Here is a 19,193-nt window from a genome sequence, read left to right on the forward strand (position 1 = left end):
TTGAAGAAATGCCAATTCTCAAAAATTAAACTGTTTCAAACGCCAATATGTCGTTTATTATATTAGCATTCTTTTTAAGAATATCCAGGTTTGAATTTGATAACATTTCCATATGGGTTCCGTACCCTTGAATTATCCTGAAATTCTTCGTAGTAGCATTTTCCCACATTAAATTATTTTCATCTTCTTTTTCTTTTACTGATTTTATATAACTTATATTTCCATCAATACTGCCATTTGTTGTTGTACTCTGTACATACATATACGACTTCATAATTAATTCTATCAAATAATCACTAGCTAATTTTTCTAAATCTTTATATTTTTTCAGATTGAATTTTTCATGAAGTTCTCTCTTACACTCTTCCTCTGTATAAAGATTCTGTTCTACAGTCGTACGGTATTTTGAATCAATAAGAATAAGATTTTCTACTTCAAAACCTTGTCTATTTAATTCTTTTGCCACATCGAATGCAAGAATACCGCCGGCTGAATATCCCACTAATGTGTACGGTCCTTCTGATTGAATATCTTTTATTATTTTAACATATTGCGCAATCCTATTTTCAGACTTAATAAAATTAAAACTGTAAACTGAATATGACTCAATATGCTTTGCTAGCCCCATATATGCTATTCCTATTGAAGCAGCTGGTGGGAAACAAAATAGCTTTTTATTGGTGCTTGTTGAGCTACTAAGTTGAATACAATCCTCTGTGTAATCCTTTAACATTTCTTTTGCACCTTCTAAGAACGCTGAAAAACTTCGGACTGTAGGTTTATCAAATACATCTTTAAACGGTACTCTAAAGTTTAACTCTGTAACTATTCTTGAAACAAATGTCATAACGTTTAAAGAGTTCGCTCCGATATCAAATAAATTAGTATTTATACCTATTTTTTTGATATTTAAAATTTCTTCCCATATGCTAACAATTTTTTCTTCTAAATCATTTCTTGGCGGTTCGTATTCTAATCCATATTTGACATTTCCATCTGGTGCTGGTAATGACTTTACATCTATTTTACCATTTGTTGTCAACGGCAGTTCCTTAAGCTGTGTAAAAAACGCTGGTATCATATAATTTGGGAGTTCTTTTGATAAATATCTTTTCATCTCTGTAACAGTAATTGGTTTTTCTTTATTCTCTAAAACAACATATGCACAAAGATACTGACTATTCTCGCCATCTATTCTTGCAACAACTTTTGTTTCTTTTATATTATCTAATTTTAGAATTTGATTCTCTATTTCTCCTAATTCAATTCTATAACCGCGAATTTTCACTTGATGGTCAGTTCTCCCTATGAATTCGATATTTCCATTAGGCAACCATCTTGCAAGATCCCCTGTTCTATACATCTTTGACCCAGGTATATATGGATTTGATATAAATTTTTCTGCTGTCAATTCAGGTCTATTTAAATAACCTGTAGCAACACCATCTCCACTTATATAAAGTTCTCCTTCTATTCCTACTGGTAATATCTTTTGATTATCATCCAATATATAAATTTGAACATTATCAATTGGCTTTCCAATAGGTACCGATATGTGTTTATCATCATTGAGATTATATTTATAAATCATACAGCCAATTGTTGCTTCTGTTGGACCATACTCATTATAGATCTCAACATTATGATTGAAACTTTTTGAAATCTCTCTTGCTAAATCTGTCTTTAAATCTTCTCCACCTACTATTAATCGTTTTATACTTGAGTTGCTGTTATCAATATCTCTTATCAAACTTAAATGAGATGGTGTTAATTTTACTATACCTACTCTATTATCCTTAAAGATTTGTCTTATAATTGGTTCATCCCCATCATTATCGTAAATAACTATTTTATTTCCAGAAATTAATGGTGTAAATATTGATGTAATTGTAAGGTCAAATGAGAATGATGAATACAAGGCAAAATCTAAGGCCTCTCCTTTGACATATTCCTTATTTGCCCATGTTATATAATTAACTAGGCCTTTTTGCTTAAGCATAGTTCCCTTTGGCATACCTGTAGAACCCGAAGTATAAATCATATAAGCTAGGTTGTTAGTATTACTTGTTACTTTTATATTTTCAGTAGAATAATGATTATACTCTTCATCTAAAAATACTATTTCTTTGTTTATTCTCACTGCATCTTTGCCTTTTGTAAGTATAATATTTGTTCCACTATCCTCTACTATATACTTAATTCGCTCTTCAGGATATTCAGGATCTATTGGTAAATATGCTGCTCCAGATTTTAAAATCCCCATAATCCCTATAATCATCTCTAGAGAACGTTCAATCATGATACCTACAATTGTGTCTGGTTGAACTCCTTTATTCTGGAGTATCCTAGCTATTTGGTTAGATTTTTCATTCAGCTCTTTATAAGTAAGTTGCTGCTTATCAAGTACCACAGCTACCTTGTTTGGAGTTCGTTCTACCTGTTCTTCAAATAAACGATGAATTGTTTTTTCTTTTGGATACTCTGCTTTTGTTTCATTAAACTCATTCAAGAAATAATGCTTTTCTTCTTTTGAAAGGATTTCTAATTGATTCACATTTTTATGTTCATCCTGCACAACTTGGTCCATAACACTTTTCAGATGATTTGCTATGTTCCGGATGATTTTTTCTGAATAGAGATTTCCATCATATGCTATTTTGAGTACAAGCTGTTCGCCTGGAACTACAACTATTGTAAATCCATAGTTGGTTTGTTCAATCCCTTTAATATCCTTAAACACGAAACCAATCTTACTTTCTTCTTCCTGAAGTAAACGTTCATCAAGTGCATAATTCTCAAAAATCATTACATGATCAATTAAATCCCTTTTTAAATCACTAAGAGACTGTATATCTGAAAGATTCATATAGTTGTATGCTTGGTTTTCTATCCCTTGCTGCTGTACCTCTTTTAATATATTTTTAAAGCTCTTATGTTCTTTTATATTAATTCTCGTTGGAATTGCATTAATGAATAATCCAACCATTTTTTCAATACCAGCTACTTTGGCATCTCTACCAGAAACGACAGAACCAAATACAACATCGTCTGTATGATTATACTTGGCTAAAATAATCCCCCATAAGGTTTGTAGCACAGTGTTTAACGTAACATTATTTTGATTAGCCAATTCAGTCATTTTTTTCGTAAATTCGCTTGAAAATTCAATGAGCGTCTCTTGCCCATGGTACCCTCTTGTACTGTCACTTTTGAACGATGGAATTTTCGCAGGTTTTTGATACCCTGCTAAATATTGTTTCCAATATTGAATTCCCTCTTCTTTTTCCTGTTCCCCTAACCATCTAATATAATCACTATATGGTCTTGGCTCTTCTAAATTAGGATACTGTCCTACTTGTTTGTTTCCATAGATATGGAACAATTCTCCCAAAATAATACCTCTGCCCCATCCATCAAACAAGATGTGATGATTGCTCCATATAATTGTATAAGCCTTATCATCAGTTTGAATAAGTTCCAGTCTAATTAAAACATCTTTACTAAAATCAAAACCTTTTTCTCGATCTTGTTCAATGTATGTTGCTATACTTTCCTTTTGCTGATTTATTCCTTGCTGTCTAATATCTCGGTATTTAAAGCCAATCTTTCGATTTTTTAGAATTACATTTTTAGGTTTTTCTGTAATTTCATATTCAATTGCTGTCCGAAGGATTTCATGTCTTTTCATAATATCGTTCAAGCTTTCCTCGAATAAGTTGACATCAATAAACCCTTTGACATCAATGACAAGTTGTTCAAAGTATGCACCTGATTGTTGATCTTCTAATGCATGGAATAGCATACCCTGCTGCATATTAGCTAATGGATAAATCTTTTCTATTTCAGCCCACCTATTTTTCGCCTTGATTTCCTCTAGTTGTTCGAAGCTTAACTCTTTGTCTCCATAGTCAAATGGCGTTTTTTCAGCCTGTTCCTTAGAAATGCAATGATGGATTACATCACAAAGAGCATCCTTGAAAGCTTCTGTAAACTCCACTACGACATCCTCTGCATATACTTTTGTATTATAAGTCGTATCAATAGTGAGCTTTCCATCTAAGACAACAGCATTCATTTCTATAGGTGTTTCTCTTGTATGTTTACCTCCAATCGACTCTCCTGCCGATATCCAAGAAGAAGAAAAGATTGTATTATTGATATCTGCATCCATTTGACCTAAGTAATTAAACAAAAGAGGTGGCTGTTCAATATTCCATAAATCTGAATCTCTACTCAAATGTTTTAAAACTCCATAGCCTATTCCCTTATTCGGAATTCTTCTAAGAGACTCTTTCACTGTTTTAATAGTCATTGAAAGGTCCTTTTCATCTCCTAAATTGATGTATACAGGATATTTGGTTGTAAACCATCCAACTGTTCGGCTAATATCTACATTTTTTATAATCTGTTCTCTACCATGCCCCTCTAGACTAATTCTAATTTTATTTTCACCAGTTACTTTCCTTGTAGCTATTAAAAGAGCACTAATCAGTAAGTCATTGATTTCAGTATGATATGCTTGATTTGTTTCTCTTATCAATCGGCTTGTTTCCTCTATTCCAAGAGTGGTACTGAAAGTATCACTATCCTCATATCGGAATAATCTAACTTCCTCTTTTTTCTCTAAAAAGTTAACATTATCCTTTAATGTGTTCACCCAATATTGCTTTTCTCTAAGGATTTTTGCACTCTTAGCATAATCGTTGAGCTGAGTGGCATACTCTTTATAAGAAGTCGTTTTTGGATAAAATGCTATTTGTTCTCCTTTCATTAGCTGACTATATCCAAGTGCAAAATCTTCAAATAGGATTCTCCAAGAGATTCCATCCACCACAAGGTGATGAATAATAAGTAACAGATGGTCTCCAACATTCGTCTTAAACTGTGCTACATTTACAAGAGGTCCTTCTTGTATATCAATTTTCTTTTGTAATATTGTCGCAAGTTCCTGAATCTTCTCATCTGGATTACCTTCTCTCGAAACGTCATAAACATAAAAACCAAATTGATTCTTTTCCACTTCTCGATTGAATTGAAGTACTTCATTATTCTTTTCTTTATAAATCATTCGTAAAGCGTCATGATGTACAAAAATTGCTTCCATAACTTCTTTTATCATTTCCTCACGGAATCCATCTTTCCTATACAACATAACTGCATGATTAAAATGATTTACATCTTCTTTTCCGCTCATAAAATAAGCTTGTTGAATTGGAGTGAGCAACACATCTCCTATTTCGATTTCATATGAGCCTTCTTGTATCGCCTCAATATTGACGTATTTACTTAAAAGCTTGATTTCGGGATAAGTAAATAAATCTTTCATCTCTAATATGATACCTTCTCGTGATAAACGTGAGATAATTTGTAAAGCCTTAATAGAATCTCCACCCGAAGCAAAAAAGTTATGATTAATCCCGATTGGCTTGACTCCTAATATATCTTCCCATACCTTCACAAGTTGCTCTTCTACCTGATTTCTTGGTTTTTCATAGTCTACTCCCTTACTCACATCTGGCTCTGGCAAGGCTTTTTCGTTTACTTTTCCATTTGCCGTAAGTGGAATACGCTCCATCTGAACGAAGTAAGACGGAATCATGTATTCAGGTATTTCTACTTTTAAGTACGCTCTTAACTCTTCAAATGATAATTCCCTCTGAGATGTAATATATGCACATAAATGTCTTCTTCCGTCCTGATCCTCTCTGTCCATTACGTATGCTTCTTTAATTTGTTCATGTTTAACTAAATGACGCTTAATCTCTTCTGTTTCAATTCGATATCCTCTTATTTTTACTTGGCCATCAATTCTACCTGCAAGCTCAATTCTACCATCTAATAATCTTCGAGCGAGATCTCCCGTCCGATACATTTTTTTATTCGATTCAAATGGATTTTGAACAAATTTTTCTTCTGTTAAATCTATTCTATTTAAATACCCACTTGCTACGCCTTCTCCTGATAAGCATAATTCACCATAAACACCTTCTGGGACAAGTTTCATTTGTTGATCCACTACGTAAGCCTTCATGTTCTGAATTGGTCTTCCAATTACAGGGCATTCTTTGAAAGCTGCCATTGTATCATATTCAATAACATGATATACCGAACCAATTGTCGCTTCTGTAGGTCCATAGTGATTCATTACCACATGATTTGGATAATGCGTATAGAATGTTTCAACATCTATTGGATTGATTTTCTCTCCACCTAGCACGACTAATCTCAATGTTTTACAGCTCTGATTATCTGAGAAACTCGGATCATTCACCAAGACGTTAAAGAGAGACGGTGTCAATTTCAAATAAGAAATACCTTGTTCTTCTATATACTGTAATGCTTTCTGAGCATTAGTATATACTTCTTTTGTAACGAGATGCAGTTCACATCCATTTAAAAGTGATGAATATAGACTTGTATAGCCCAAGTCAAATGCATAGGAAGATACTAACATTGCCTTATCGGTTACTTTTAGATTCGCTTCCTTTGTAAACCAAGTCATGTAGTTTACAACGTTGTAGTGCTGAACACATACACCTTTAGGTGTACCAGTCGAACCTGATGTATAGATGATATACGCATTATGATTCGATTTATAATTGACTAATAAATTTGATGTGTCTCTCTCTTTTATTGAATCATCCTCCATGGAGATTACTTCTCCATTAAATTGGAGAGTTGCTTTCCTTTCTCCTTTCACTATCAATAGGCTAACATTACTGTCTTTTAAAATGACATTCGTTCTTTTATCCAATTGTTCAGGATCGATTGGCAAGTAGGTCGCCCCTGCTTTTAATACGGCCATAATTCCAATAATCATTTCAAGAGATTCTTCCACTAACATACCTACTGTTGTCCCTGGCTTTGCTCCTTTTTCTTGAAGCAACCTTGCCATTTGATTCGTTCTTTCATTTAGTTCCAGATACGTAAGTTTCTGATTTTCAAATACCACAGCTACATGATGAGGTGTTCGATTCACCTGTTCCTCAAATAATTGTGAAATTGTTTTATCCTTCGGATAATCAGCTTTTGTATCTTTATCATTCTGCAATAGCATCTGCACTTCTTCTTCTGAAAGTAACCTAATATCCTGAATGCTTTGTTCTGGCTTCTCAATAACTTCTTTAAAAACTTGGATGAAATGTTTAGCTAATCTTTCGACAGTTTCCTTCTTAAATAATTTAGTTCTGTAATTTAATACACATTTGATACTCCGCTCTTCTTCAACAGCGGTAAGTGTTAAATCAAATTTAGAAACATGCGCCTTCATTTGATATGGTGAGAAAGTTAAACCTTGTACTTCAAAATCATCATGGTCAAAGTTTTGTAAAACGAGCATTGTATCAAACAAAGCATTTCTACTCATATCTCTTTTTAAATCTAATTTTTCAACCAATTCATCAAATGGATAATCCTGATTTTCATAAGCTTGTAAAGCATTCTCTTTAACTTCTTTTAAATAATCTTGGAATGAAATTCCTTGTTTTGGATAGTTTCTCATCGCAAGAGTATTCACAAAAACACCCATTACCTGTTTCAAATCATCATGAGGTCTTCCGGCGATTGGAGAGCCCACTACGATTTCCTCTTGTCCTGTATATTTTGAGAGCAGTGTTGTATATCCTGCTAACAGAAGCATGTATAACGTTACACCATGTATCTTTGCCATCTTCTTAAGATTGACATAAATGTCACTATCGATTTCAAAATGTACAAGGTCACCTTCTGTACTTTGAATTGCTGGTCTTTTATAATCTGTCGGCATATTTAGTACTGGTACTTCGTCTCTAAATACATTCATCCAGTATTCTTCTTGTCTCTTCATTTCTTTTTGTGTAAATAATTTTCTTTGCCACGCAGAATAATCTTTATATTGAATGCTTAATGGCGATAATTTTTGACCATTATATAATTCAGCTAATTCCTGTGTGAAAATTCCCATTGATACACCATCTGAAATGATATGGTGCATATCTAGGACCATCACGTGCTCATTATCTTTGACATGTATGATTTCAACCCGTAAAAGAGGAGCTTTCTCCAAATCAAACGGCTTAACAAATCCATTAATCATATCATCTAGCTTATTAGTACCCATTTCTCTATACGTCACTTGGAAATCTATCTCTTTTTCAATCTTTTGGACTGGTTCACCATCTACCATTACAAAAGAAGTTCTTAAAGCCTCATGTCTTTCAATTAACCTATGGAGAGCTTTCTCAAATTGCCTTATATCGAAATCACCTTTTATCTTCATAGCGAACGGTATATTATAAGATACTCCGTTACCTTCTATTTTATTTAAAATATAAAGTCTTTTTTGTGCAGATGATAGCGGATAATAGTCTTGTTCTTCTACTTTATTAATAGATGCATATACACTTTCTTTTGTAGAATCAATAAATTCCCCAATTCCTTTTATAGTAGGCGTTTGAAAAATTTGACGTAAAGGTATTTCTACCATAAATTCTTTTTGAATTTTAGAAGCCAGCGTAGTTGCTTTAAGAGAATGACCTCCGATTTCAAAAAAGTGCTGGTTGATTCCAACCTTATCTACTTCCAAAACATCCTGCCAAATAGATACAAGTTTTTCTTCGACTGCATTCCTTGGCGCCTCATACTCTACTTCCACAAATGCACTTTCATTTGGTTCCGGTAAGGCCTTCCTGTCTACTTTTCCGTTTTCGGTAAGCGGTATGCTATCCAAATGAACAAAAAATGCAGGAACCATATAATCCGGAAGCTCGTTTGCCAAAATTTTGCGAATTTCTCGTACCTTGGATTTTTTCTTATGTGTTTCAGACGTAAAATAAGCACATAAATATGGTTGGCAATCATTATCCTCTCTTGCAATGACAACAGCTTCTTTAATCCCTTTTTGTTTCAGAAGTTGATTCTCTACCTCACCAAGTTCAATTCGGAAACCACGAATTTTCACCTGATGATCTATCCGCCCAAGATAATCCAGATTTCCATCTGGCAAGTATCTCGCTAAGTCTCCTGTCCGATATAGTCGCGCTTCTGAATCACTACTGAATAGATGAGGAATAAAACGTTCTGCAGTCAGTTCAGGTCGGTTTAAATACCCACGCGCGAGTCCTGATCCCCCGATATATAGCTCGCCAGCTACTCCCACAGGCACAGGCTTTTGACTAGAGTCTAGTACATACACTTCTAAATCTGGTATCCGCTTTCCAATATTACTTCTTGAAGCATGCTGCACATCATCTTGAGTAATTGGATGATAAGTAACATGAACAGTAGTTTCTGTAATCCCATACATATTAATTAACTGTGGCTTCTGCTCCCCATAAATTTGGAACCATGGTAGCAAGCTGGTAGGATCAAGTGCTTCCCCGCCAAATATGACATAACGTAGATGCAAGTTTTTATTCGCATCTTCTTGTTTACATACCTGTATCAACTGTCGAAATGCAGATGGTGTCTGATTAAGAATCGTAACCTTTTCCCTTACTAACAGTTGATAGAAATCATTTGGTGATCGACTAATCCAATAAGGAACAACAACTAATTTCCCACCATAGAGCAATGCTCCCCAAATCTCCCATACCGAGAAATCAAATGCATAAGAGTGGAAAAGTGTCCAAGTATCTTTTTCATCAAACTGATACCAACAGTCCGTTGACTTAAATAAACGAATTACATTATGATGCTCCACCATAACCCCCTTCGGATTTCCTGTCGATCCCGAAGTATAAATTACGTAAGCGAGATGTTGAGGGCTTACATCAGAAATTGGTAATGTCGTACTTTCATTCTCAATCTCAACCTGATCTCGATCAAAGCAAATTGATTTAATATTCTCTGGTAACCATTTCGATTCTTTGAACTTTTCTTGCGTTACGACTAACTGAATATTAGCATCCTCTAAGATATACTGAAGTCGTTGCTCTGGATATGTTGGATCAAGTGGTACATAAGCTCCACCAGCTTTTAAAATCCCTAAAATACCTACAATCATTTCAAGAGAACGTTCAACACATAAACCAACCAACGAATCAGGTCCTATTCCTTTTTTCTGTAGATTGTGAGCTAATCGATTCGCGCGTTCATTAAGATCCCTGTAGGTAATTTTCTTCTCTTCATACGTAACAGCAATATTTTCAGGTGTCCTTTCAACCTGTTCTTGGAACAATTGATGTATTGTCTTTTCTTTTAGACACTCTACTTTTGTATTATTAAATTCATACAATAAAGTTGACCTTTCTTTCTCTGCAATTATGTCTATTTCATTTATTTTTTTGTTCTCATCTGCAACCACTTGTTCAGTTACTGTTTTAATGTGCATTTCAATATTATCAATTATTTTGTCATCATAAACATTGCCATCATAAGTTAAAACTAAATTCAACTTCTCACCTGGAGTTGCTGCAATACTAAAATTATAATTGCTCTGTTCTTCTGCATGTATATCTTCAACCTCAAAACCTATACCCATTTTTTCATTTCTGGCAATACGTTTATCAATAGCATAGTTCTCAAACACAATGATATGATCAATAAGCTCATTCTTTAATTTACTCATCGCTTGGACTTCAGCTAAATTCATATAGTTATAATTATTGCTGGCTATAGCTTCACTCTGTACAACTGCCAATACCTCTTTAAACTTTTTATTCTCTTCAAGGTTTATTCTAGTTGGAATAGCATTAATAAATAATCCTATCATATTTTCAATTCCATCTACGGGTGCCTCTCTTCCGGATACAATTGTTCCAAATATTACTTTGTCTGTATTGTTATACTTCGCCAAAATAATACCCCAAATGGTCTGGAAAACTGTATTAAAGGTTACGCTATTCCTATTGGCAAGCTGTGTAATTTGATTTGTCAATTCGCTTGAAAACTCAATTACTTTCTCTCTTCTTAAATACTCAACATTATTCTCATTAATGTTTAATTTTGGTATTTGTACTTTCTCTTCATAACCATCTAAATATTGCTTCCAATAGCTCTTACCTTCTTCTTTATCTTGTTCTTCCAACCATTTTATATAATCACTATAAGGTTTCGTTTCTTCTAACTCATATGCTTCACCATTTATGATTTTTCCATATACAGTGAATAACTCACCCAATATGATTCCAAGACACCAACCATCTAATAAAATATGATGATGACTCCAAATCAATTTATATTCCTTTTCATCTGTTCTAATCAAACATACTCTGATTAAAGTATCTTTACTTAAGTTAAATCTCTTTTCTGTATCTTCTTCTCTATATTTGTTTATAAATAACTCTTTCTCTATAGCGTCTCCTTCACGTATATCCCTATATTGAAAACCTATTTCTCTATCTTTTATTATTATTTGTCTAGGCTCCTCAACTATTTCATACTCAAATGAGGCCCTTAGTATTTCATATTTTTTCATAATTTTATTAAAACTAGTTTTTAAAGTTTCTACATCAACGTATCCGGTTATATCCATAACAGTTTGTTCAAAATATGCTTTTGAATTTTTGTTTTCCAAGGCATGGAACAGCATTCCCTTTTGCATATTTGCTAACGGGTAAATCTTTTCAATTTCGAAATCTTTATACTTTTCTTTAATATCCTTAAGTTCACTTAGAGTTAATTTAGTATCCCCATAGTCATAAGGCGTTTTGTCCACCTCTATTTGACTAACACAATGATCAATTATAGTTTCAAGGCTTTCTTTAAACTTATCATTTAATTTCCTAATTGTTAGTTCATCAAACTCTAGCTCATTAAAGGTAGTATTTATAACCAATTCATTATTAATAATTATTGAATTTATTTCTATTGAATTATTTCGTGAAATCTTTCCTCCAATTGTTTCTCCATAAGAAAATTTTGATTCAGAAAATGCATTTCTGTTAACATCATTATCCATTTCACCTAAATAGTTAAATGAAATTGGTGCTTTTTGTTCATTTAATAGATACTTCTCTTTTGATAAATATTTTAGTATACCAAATCCAATTCCCTTGTTAGGAATTTTCCTTAAAATTTCTTTTACCATTTTTATATTAGTAGCAAGATCGGTCTCATTGCCTAAATCTATAAGTACTGGATACATAGTTGTAAACCAGCCTACAGTCCTACTAATATCTACATTTTCTAAGATATCTTCTCTTCCATGTCCCTCCATATTTATTTTTATACAATTTTCACTTGTTATCTCTCTAGCACCTAATAATAAGGAAGTTAACAATATATCATTTATTTCTGTATTGTATGCTCTATTGGATTTTCTTAATAAACTTATAGTCTTTTCCTTATTTAAAGAAATACTAACTGTTTTACTATTTTCGAATGTGTCACTTTTGAGCTCTTTTTTTCTAGGTATAAATGCAACCTCAGTATTTGCTATCTCTTGCCAATACTCTTTTTCCTTTAATAATTTATTGCTACTAGCATACTCCATCAGCTTAGAGGAAAATTCTTTAAAGGATTCAGTTTTGAATCCAACGTCTAACTTCTCACCTCTTAAATCCTGAGAATATAGAGTTTCAAAATCTTCTAATATTATTCTCCATGATACTCCATCTACTACAAGATGATGAATGGTAATAAGCAGATGATCACCTTGATTCGTTTTAAATAAACAAAGATTAACGAGTTTACCATTTTTGATGGAAGATTTCTTTTGGATATTTGTCGCTAATTCATATATTTTCTCTTCCTTATTCTCTACTTCCTCAACATCATGAACGTATAAATCAAAGAGGTTATCCTTATAGCCTCTATTATACTGAATGATCTCTCCATCATTTTCTCTATAAATCATTCTAAGGGCATCATGCTGCTCTAATATCTTATTAAAGACTCTCTCTATTCTCTTTTGATCAAATCCATCTTCCCTAAACAGCATAAATGATTGATTAAAATGATCTAGTTCTTCTTTATTTTTCTCAAAATACCATTTTTGAATTGGAGATAATATTACTTCTCCTGTAACTATTTCATAAGGTTTTAACCGTTTGTTTTGCTTTTTTACATACTTACTAAGATCTTTAATTTTAGGGTTTGCAAATAGATCTTTCACTTCTAACTTAAGATTTATTCTAGACAACCTGGACACAATTTGCAGAGCCTTAATAGAATCTCCACCTGATACAAAGAAATGATGATTTATCCCTATATCCTCTATGCCTAGGATATCCCTCCAAATCTCAACAAGATGTGTTTCAACTTCATTTCTTGGTGCCTCATATTCTACCCCTGATTGACTACTTCTATCTGGTTCTGGAAGTGCTTTTCGATCCACTTTATCGTTTGATGTAAGTGGTAACTGGTCAAGTTGAACAAAATAAGAGGGAATCATGTAATCAGGGAGTTCCTTTTCTAAAAATTCTCTTATCTTGGCTGAAGATATTGCTTTTTCAGACACAATATAAGCACTTAGATACGTATGATTTTCCTTATCCTCTTTTGCTACTACTACGACCTCTTTTATATCTTGATGTTTTAACAACTGGCTCTCTATTTCACCAAGTTCTATTCTATACCCACGTATTTTTACTTGATGGTCAATTCTTCCTATGAATTCAACATTTCCATCAGGCATCCATCTTACAAGATCACCTGTACGATACATTTTTTCCCCACTGACGAAAGGATTTTCCACAAATTTTTCGTCAGTTAAGGCCAGATTATTTAAATAACCTCTTGCCAATCCAACTCCAGATATACATAACTCTCCTGTTACTCCAATTGGACAAAGCTGATTATACTTATTTACTATATAAACTTTAGTATTATACACCGGTTTTCCAATTGGAATATTATCATCATTTTTATTCATTAAGAAACTTGTAGTTACTACTGTATTTTCGGTTGGACCATAGGCATTTACAAGCTGATAGCGAGTATTCTTATTTAAAATTAACTTTTCGCCACCGGATACTAACATTCTTAAAGAATGATTATCTTGTAATATAAATTGTTCACTTACCTTAGATGGGAATGTTGCAACTGTTATGTCTTTACTATTCATATATTCATTTAATTTATCTAGATCAAGCCTAATATCTTTGCCTAAAACGTGTAAAGTAGCTCCGGTGATTAAACAAGGGAAAATTTCTCCAATAGATGCATCAAATGAGACTTTCAAATAGTTTGTAATTCGATCTCTTTCTGTTATTTTATGAAAATCTACATACCAATTACATAAATTGACTAAGGAATGATGTTCCACTAATACCCCTTTTGGTAAACCCGTGGAACCAGACGTATAAATGACATAGGCTAAATCATTTCTATTATTACGCCTTTCCATATTAATTTGCTCTTGATTTTTTATTGTTTCATCATTAATTGAGATTTTAGTTATACATTCATTATTGGTAAAATGAAGTTTATCGTATAAATGAGTCTGCGTTAATACGAACTTTGTGTTACTATCTTCTACCATATATTTAATTCGCTCTTCAGGATATTCAGGGTCTATTGGTAAATATGCTGCCCCTGATTTTAATATCCCCATGATACCGACAATCATATCTAAAGAACGCTCCACCATAATTCCTACAATCATTTCTGGATGAACACCCTTATCATGAAGTAATCTAGCTACTTGATTGGATTTTTCATTGAGCTCCTTATAAGTAACCTGTTGTCCCTCAAATTCTACGGCAACCTTGTTTGGAGTTCTCTCTACCTGCTCTTCAAATAATTGATAAATGGTTTTATTCTTTGGATAATCCATATAAGTTTCATTAAATTCATTCAAAAGAATGTGCTTTTCTTCTCCCGAAAGCATATCTATTTGACCTAAACAAACTTCCTGATTATTAGTAATTTCTCTTAAAATACTAACAAAGTGCTCTGATATTTTAGCTATTGTCTCTTTCTTAAACAATTTTGTACAATATTCTAAATCAAATTTTATGATGTTATTAGTTTCTACTGCTGATAATGTCAAATCAAAATTTGCTATATTAAGTTCACTATCATATGTTTCAAAACTTAACCCTTTAATCTCTTCATTAGAAGTATCTAAGTTTTGTAGCACAAACATCGTATCAAATAATGCACTTCTACTCATATCTCTTTGTAAGTCCAGCTTTTCAACCAATTCATCCAAAGGATAATCTTGATTTTCATAAGCCTTTAATGCATTTTCTTTTACTTCTCTTAAATAATTACGGAATGTTTTATCTTCATTTGGATAATTTCTCATCGCAAGGGTATTCACAAACATTCCGACAATATTTTCAAAATCATGATGGCTTCGTCCTGCAATTGGAGATCCTACCACAATATCATCTTGACCCGTATATCTTGAAAGTAAAGTTGTATATCCAGCTAACAGAAGCATATACATGGTAACCCCATTTTCTTTTGCAATTCTATTAAGCTTCTTTGTCAACTCACTATCTATTTCAAAACTTCTTCGGGCCCCTTCAACACTTTGTGTCGGCGGCCTTTTATAATCTGTTGGCATATTTAAAATAGGTACTTCTTCTTTAAAAACATTTATCCAATATTCTTCTTGTTTCTTCATTTCCTCTTGAGTAAACAAGTCTTTTTGCCATACTGAATAATCTTTATACTGTAGGTCCAATGGGGATAACTCTTTCCCTTCATACAGTTTACAGAGCTCTCTATTTAAAATGTTCATTGAAACACCATCTGAAATGATATGGTGCATATCTAGGACCATAACGTGCTCATCATCTGTGACATGTATAATTTCAACCCGTAAAAGAGGAGCTTTCTCCAAATCAAACGGTTTAACAAACTCATTAATCATATCATCTAGCTTATTGGTACCCATTTCTCTATACGTCACTTGGAAATCTATCTCTTTTTCAATCTTTTGAACTGGTTCACCATCTACCATTAAGAAAGAAGTTCTTAAGGCCTCATGTCTTTCGATTAGTTTATAGAATGATTTCTCAAGTTGATGAACATCCAAATCACCTTTTATTTTCATAGCGAAAGGCATATTATAAGATACTCCACTACCCTCTATTTTGTTTAAAATGTAGAGTCTTCTTTGGGCAGATGAAAGTGGATAATAATCTTGTTCTTCTACTTTTTTGATGGATGCATACACACTTTCTTTTGTAGATTCAATAAATTCTCCAATTCCTTTTATAGTAGGTGTTTGGAAGATTTGTCGTAAAGGTATCTCCACCATAAGTTCCTTATGGATTCTAGAAACCATCGTAGTTGCTTTCAGTGAATGGCCTCCAATTTCAAAGAAATTATGATGAATTCCGATGTTTTCTATATCTAAAATATCTTGCCAAATAGATACGAGCTTTTCTTCCACTGCATTTCTTGGCGCCTCATACTCTACTACTCCTGCAACTGAACTCCCATCAGGACTTGGTAAAGCCTTTCGGTCTACTTTCCCATTTGTAGTAAGTGGTAGCTTGTCTAGCTGAACAAGAAAAGCAGGAATCATATACTCTGGTAGCCCTTTTGCCAAAAACTTTCGAATTTCTTGAACTCTAGTCTCGTCCTTCGGTGTTTCAGAAGTAAAGTACGCACATAAATATTGATGATTATTATTATCTTCTCTCGCGATAACAACAGCTTCTTTTACTTGCTTATGTTTTAGAAGTTGACTCTCTATCTCACCCAATTCAATCCTGAAACCACGAATTTTCACTTGATGGTCAATTCGTCCTAAAAACTCAATATTTCCATCAGGTAACATTCTCACAAGGTCTCCTGTTCGATACATTCTCTCTCCTGGAATGAACGGATTTGGAACGAATTTCTGAACTGTTAATCTCTCGTTATTTAAATACCCTTTACTTAATCCATCTCCAGAAATACATAGTTCTCCAGGTACACCAAGTGGAAGCAGGTTAGAATTTTTATCTACTACAAAAATCGAAGTATTTGCTAACGGTTTTCCTATTGGAATAACCTCAGTTACTTCATTAACAAAATAATACGTAGCATATACTGTACTTTCAGTTGGACCATAAACATGAATAATTTTATCTTTGCCCAATTTCTCAAGGGCTTTTTTCACATGTGGAACTGAAACTCTTTCACCACCGAATAATATTTTTCTTATTTTATCTAAACAATCTATTTCTAAATCTACAAGCGCATTAAATAAAGCTGTGGTAATAAACATAATACTTATCTGTTCTTCCTTAATTAACTTAGCTAGTTTAACAAGACTTAATACAGTGTCCTTCTCAACCATTATTAACTTTGCCCCATTTAGAAGTGCACCATAAATATCAAATATAGACCCATCAAAAGCATAATTCGAAAGCTGTAGTATCGTATCATTCTCATTGATTTCAATATAATTTGTATTCTTAACTACTCTAATTGCACTATAATGCGGAATAACTACTCCTTTTGGTGTTCCTGTTGATCCTGAAGTATAAATGATATAAGCTGTATCACTCGAATGATTTATCAAATTCAAATTATCTGTACTTAGCCTTAAAAAATTCTCTTGATCTAAATTAATTAACTCCACATTCAAATTAAGTTGACTTATACATCTATCTTGAGTCAATACAAATTTCACATTACTATCTTGTAACATGTAGCCAATTCTCTCTTTAGGAGTCTCAGGATCAATTGGTAAATATGCCGCTCCGGATTTTAGAATCCCCATAATTCCTATAATCATTTCTAAAGAACGGTCGACCATGATTCCTACAATTGTGTTTGATTGAACACCTTTTTCTCGCAGTAGTCTAGCTATTTGATTTGATTTTTCGTTTAACTCCCTATAAGTTAGGTTATTACTTTTAAAGCTAACTGCCACGCGGTCAGGTGTCTTCTCAACCTGTTCCTCAAACAATTGATGTATCAACTTATCTTTAGGATATTCAGCTGTTGTTTCATTAAATTTATAGAGAAGGATGTTTCTTTCCTCTTCTGAAATTAAATCTATATCGCTCAATTTCATATCATCATTTTCGATAACTTGCTTCGTTACATTTTGAATATGACACTCTAGATTATTGATTAGTCTTTCTTCATATACATTTTCATCATATACAAGTGTTAGTTTCAATTTCTCCCCTAATCCGACAGTAAGACTTAGGCTATAATTACTTCTCTCTTCGTCGGTTACAGATACAACTTCGAACCCTAATCCACTTTCCTTTTCTTCCAATCCTTTTTTATCAATAGCATAATTTTCAAATACTAATATATGATCAATAAGATTGCTTTTTAAATTACTAAGAGCTTGAACTTCGGCTAAATTAATATAATTATAATTATTACCCTCTATTGCATCATGTTGAGTTGTTTTTAAAACTTCTTTAAATAACTTTTCACTTTGCAGATTTATTCTAGTTGGTATTGTATTTATAAATAAACCTAACATGTTCTCTATACCTTCTACAGCTGCATCTCTTCCTGAGACAACTGTTCCAAAAACAACATCATCACTATTGTTATACTTCGCTAGAATAAGTCCCCAAATACTCTGCATCACTGTATTTAAGGTGACATTATTTTTATTTGCCAGTTGTGTAACCTTATCTGTTAACTCTTTTGAAAACTCTATCACTTTTTCTCTTCTCTGATACTTTCTAGTACTAGAGTTATTAAATTTAGGGAGGGTAGCATTTAACTCATACCCCTCCAAATACTCACTCCAATACTTCAATCCTTCTTCATTATCCTGATTATTTAGCCAATTTATATAATCACTATACGGTCTAGGATCTTCTAATTGATGCTCTTCACCTTTCATTTTATGTGAATAGATAGTAAATAACTCATCTAATATAATTCCAATACACCAACCATCAAGTAATATATGATGAAAGCTCCAAATTACTTTATATGAGTTATCATTTGTTTTCATCAAACAAATTCTCATAAGGGTTTCTTTCGTTAAGTCAAAGCCCTTCAGCTTATCATCTACTATATATTTTTCCATATATAAATCTTTAGTGCTTAAATCTAAATTACTTACATCATTATAGCTAAACTTAATTTTTCTATCTCTTAATATTACATGTAATGGCTCGTCCAATTTATAATTAAATGATGCTCTTAACACTTCGTGCCGTTTCAAAATCTCGTTGAAACTTTCCTCAAAAATAGTTTCATCTACATAACCTTTTATATCTAATATAATCTGTTCAAAATATGCACCTGAATTTTTATCTTCAATAGCATGAAACAGTATCCCCTTTTGCATATTTGACAATGGATAGATTTTCTCAACTTTATTGACTTTCATAAATTTATCCCCCTAA

The 19,193-nt window shown here is 32.8% G+C and carries 1 protein-coding gene; it reads right to left on the reverse strand.

The genetic code is table 11. The features are described 5' to 3' along the window. Positions 1-25: 25 nt before the first annotated feature. A complete protein-coding gene (locus AAG068_RS28220; protein WP_342720062.1) occupies positions 26-19,177 on the reverse strand; it encodes a non-ribosomal peptide synthase/polyketide synthase in 19,152 nt (6,383 codons plus the stop codon). Positions 19,178-19,193: the final 16 nt, after the last annotated feature.

Source organism: Bacillus paramycoides (assembly GCF_038971285.1).
GTDB lineage: Bacteria > Bacillota > Bacilli > Bacillales > Bacillaceae_G > Bacillus_A.

Excerpts from the sequence above, each read along its gene's own strand:
- AAG068_RS28220 (WP_342720062.1), bottom strand. The coding sequence starts at position 19,177 with ATGAAAGTCAATAAAGTTGAGAAAATCTATCCATTGTCAAATATGCAA.